5 protein-coding genes are annotated in these 3,271 nt (G+C 53.7%); 3 read left to right on the top strand and 2 right to left on the bottom strand.

All coding sequences use genetic code 11. From position 1 onward, the window contains the following. Together ACIQ20_RS16290 and ACIQ20_RS16285 are read left to right on the top strand one after the other, a co-directional pair. The coding region (locus ACIQ20_RS16290) for a lytic transglycosylase domain-containing protein (protein WP_395782168.1) at positions 1 to 653 on the top strand (653 nt) is incomplete at its 5' end. Positions 654 to 656: 3 nt separating this feature from the next. Next, complete coding sequence (locus tag ACIQ20_RS16285) at positions 657 to 1,124, top strand: helix-turn-helix transcriptional regulator (RefSeq protein WP_395782166.1); 468 nt, start codon at positions 657 to 659, stop codon at positions 1,122 to 1,124. A gap of 37 nt (positions 1,125 to 1,161) precedes the next feature. On the opposite strand, the gene ACIQ20_RS16280 is transcribed toward ACIQ20_RS16285, so the two are convergent. Next, positions 1,162 to 2,433, bottom strand: coding sequence for a type II toxin-antitoxin system HipA family toxin (locus tag ACIQ20_RS16280; protein ID WP_395782164.1), 1,272 nt, complete (start codon positions 2,431 to 2,433; stop codon positions 1,162 to 1,164). Further along, a complete protein-coding gene (locus tag ACIQ20_RS16275) occupies positions 2,423 to 2,758 on the bottom strand; it encodes a helix-turn-helix transcriptional regulator (protein ID WP_395782162.1) in 336 nt (111 codons plus the stop codon). Before ACIQ20_RS16275 ends, ACIQ20_RS16280 begins: the two co-directional genes overlap by 11 nt. 248 nt (positions 2,759 to 3,006) lie before the next feature. Here ACIQ20_RS16275 and ACIQ20_RS16270 point away from each other — a divergent pair. Beyond that, on the top strand, positions 3,007 to 3,271 hold a 265-nt coding region (locus ACIQ20_RS16270), incomplete at its 3' end, for a hypothetical protein (RefSeq protein WP_395782160.1).

The following is a 3,271-nucleotide window of genomic DNA, read 5'->3' as shown; positions in this document are numbered from 1 at the left end:
CTTTCATGGTAGGTCGGACCCTCATCCTTGCACTGAGCTTGCTTGCAACGCCTGCGCTCGCGGATCCACCGGATTGGACCCAAGCTGGCGGTAGCCTGTTCATTGAGCCAGGCCTCATCCTTGAGCGTAAGCCAGCGGAAAGCACCAAACCCCCAATTGAGCCCGATCAGACCCGAGTTGATCCCATGCCCAAATATGGCGAGGTCAGACTGCTGCCAGCAAGACAGCCGCTGGATGCTTTGATCACGCAAATTGCCAGTGAGACGGGTCTTGATCCTAAGCTCCTCCATGCCTTGGTGATTGTGGAGAGCGCTTATGATGCGCGTGCCATTAGTCCGGTTGGCGCGCGTGGTCTTACCCAACTCATGCCGGCAACAGCGCGTGAGTTAGGCGTGGCAGATGCGTTTGACGGGGAAGAGAATCTGCGGGGAGGTGCGCGCTATTTGGCTGCCCAGATTGGCCGTTTTGGCGATCTAAGGCTCGCTCTTGCCGCCTATAACGCCGGACCAAACCGTGTCGCACGCCTTGGCCGCGTCCCAGATATTTCAGAAACTCAAAACTACGTCCGCGACGCAGTGGATTGTTATCTCGCGCTGACAGCGGGTCGCGGCATCCGTCACCGCAACCAGTGTCGTGCGACAGGAAGGAGATAGATCATGGCAAGAAGAAAAGCTGATAAAGCCGATAGTCCGCAAATGGACATGTTTGGTGGGTGGGTAGCACCACCCCTCGAGCAAAGATCAATACCAACTCCAAAGATGACGGAGTCCCGACCAATTGACGTCGCCAATGATGATGCCATTGGGCCTGATGTCAGTGCGCCTGAAGTCGCCGCCAACGATACTCCGATCCCTCAACCAGATCAGCCGCTAGAGACACAGGCAAAAAGGCACTCCATCAAGCCAGAGCCGCCCAAAGTTATGATCGCCACAGGCTGGGAGAATGACGAATGGTGGACGACTGCCATGGTCTGCGCCTATCTCAAACTCGGCCGCAAAGCCATTTGGGAGCGAACGCGCAACCCAAAGATTGGCTTCCCAAAACCAACTCATTTTGGAAGTTGCCGCCATCGCTGGCGGGCAGGAGAGGTCAGGGCATGGGCGGAAGGAAGTGTAACAACCTAATTCCGTCTCCAGCAGTCGTCATGCTGAGCCGTGCTTCTTAGGGCCCGTTCGCATATCCCTCAAATGCGTAGTCATTAAGAAACTGCCTGCGCCAAAGATAAGTCCGATCAACATTGCTGATTTCTGCTTCATCGCAGATCGCGGGCCATAGACGGGTGATCGTTTCGATTTGGCGATCGATCAGCTCTCTGGCGTCCTTGTCATTTATCAAGAAATTAGGCGCAGATAAGCGACAGGTTTCGAGCTGGCTGCGCTTGTCGTTGTCAGTAATGAGCATGGCCTGATTGGCTTCTCGCCCAAGTCGGGCTTGAGGACAAATGTCATAGGCTGGCGTGAGGGACAGATTTCTACCATCCCAGAAGGCAGCATGGTTGCGAGCATGATCGTCGGTATTGCCTGTCAGCACATTAAAAACCATGCGCCCGAAAAGCTCGCGAAGAGTCGCCTGGGGACGCGTAAAGCGCGCACGCACAATCTCCGCAAGATCGCGATAACTCGCATAACGAGCGTGCATCTCATTGAGCTTCAGCAGGGTCAAGGCAGACACAATTCCGCGGCGCGTCCAACCGTTTCCAGTCCATTCGCGATCAAAGCGGTGCACCAATAGGACATCTTTGCCGCTGGCTTTTGCAAGGTGTACGGCGGCAACATTTAGCCCGACCTCTGCTGCAAGGCGCATCGCCACAAATTCTGCCTTAACAACCGCCATCGTGTCATTTGTGGCTGAAAATTTGGCGATGAACTTGTCAGTGTCGTCTTGGATCAAGGCCTTTGGGCGCGCGCCTCCGATGGAACTGGCATGGAGTAGGGCCTTATCGAGAGTAGGAGGAATTGGTTCACCGCGTTCCACTCTTTCTGCGGCTTCCAACAATTCTTCAAGCGTTGCGTTTTCTTGCTCGCGCGGCTCATAGCGGTCTGACGATGTCTGGAAGTCGAGCGCGCCGATCCGATCAGAGCCCGAATTGAGCATGAAGGTTAGCTCACCAAAATCAACTTCATGCGCAGCATTGCGGCTCAAGCCCGTCAAACGATTGATGATGACCCTGCGGCCCCATGCATCAGGCGCGCCATCGCGCAAGCAGCCTGCCATTTCATGGGGTGCGTCAGGGGCGATCCTGCCGCGTTTTAGCGGCAGTTCCGGCATATAGATCGCAATGGCATTGTCGCGTTCCAGATAGGATTGGCCATAATTGAAGGTATAGATGCCGCCTTCAAGCTCAATGCGTCCAGCAATAACTGGCTCCGCTGCACCGGGCAGCCATATCCAGACAAAGGCTTCGCGATCTGGGTTGGTATAATCAGAAGTCATCCTTTACCTTCGATCGTGGGACCCGAACCGATTGGGGTAGCAAAGCCAATTTATCATCAATCCGCGACTGCTCAGAAGCCAGCCGCGATGGCTCATCGACAAACAAGGGCACACCCACAAGCGTTGCCGCTTCAAAAACCAAGCCGATCTCGACTTTTGGATGACCCTTTTCAATCAGTTGCAACGTACTGCGTGCGATACCCACCCGAGCCGCTAAATCAGCCTCACTCATTTTGCGTTGCTTTCGCCCAAGGCGAATAAGGCTGCCTAACAGGGTCAGCACATCGCGCGTAATGCGGGAATAGGTGCGTGGTTGTTCAGGCATTCTAGCTCCTGGCTATTTGAAGGTTTCTTCACACAATAAGCGCCCTTAGCATAGGTAATCAGATTTTTCAAGATTATGACCGATATAACAATCACTACATCATTTGGTGATTGTTAAAACAGTCATAGTCTATAGCATTTTCATGGCAGGCCGGAAAACTTCCCCACTTCAAGCCATTCAAATCGCGCATTCCATTTCACTCGATCGGGCTTCATAAAACTGTTATAAGCCATCAAAGAATGCGCTCATTGTCACAAGTGGCGGTCAGCTATCTTCAAGAAATGTTCCCCGCACCGAACCGCCGCTGCGCGGCCGACGCTTCTGCCCGTTGCAGGCCATCTCATATCTGCAAAAATCATTTTGCAAGTTTTGCCTTTTGTCTGCTTTGCGCCAAGGAACGAACCCGCTCCGCGGGAGGTTTGTGCGTGATGGGCTGGGGGCATGGATTTGGGCTGATTGCGATTTTGATTGAAGAAGTGGGTTTAGGTTCTGACGATGGATGCTCCTTTAACA

The organism is Aquidulcibacter sp. (genome assembly GCF_044346625.1).
Lineage (GTDB): Bacteria > Pseudomonadota > Alphaproteobacteria > Caulobacterales > Aquidulcibacteraceae > Aquidulcibacter.
This window is presented reverse-complemented; position numbering and strand designations above follow the sequence as displayed.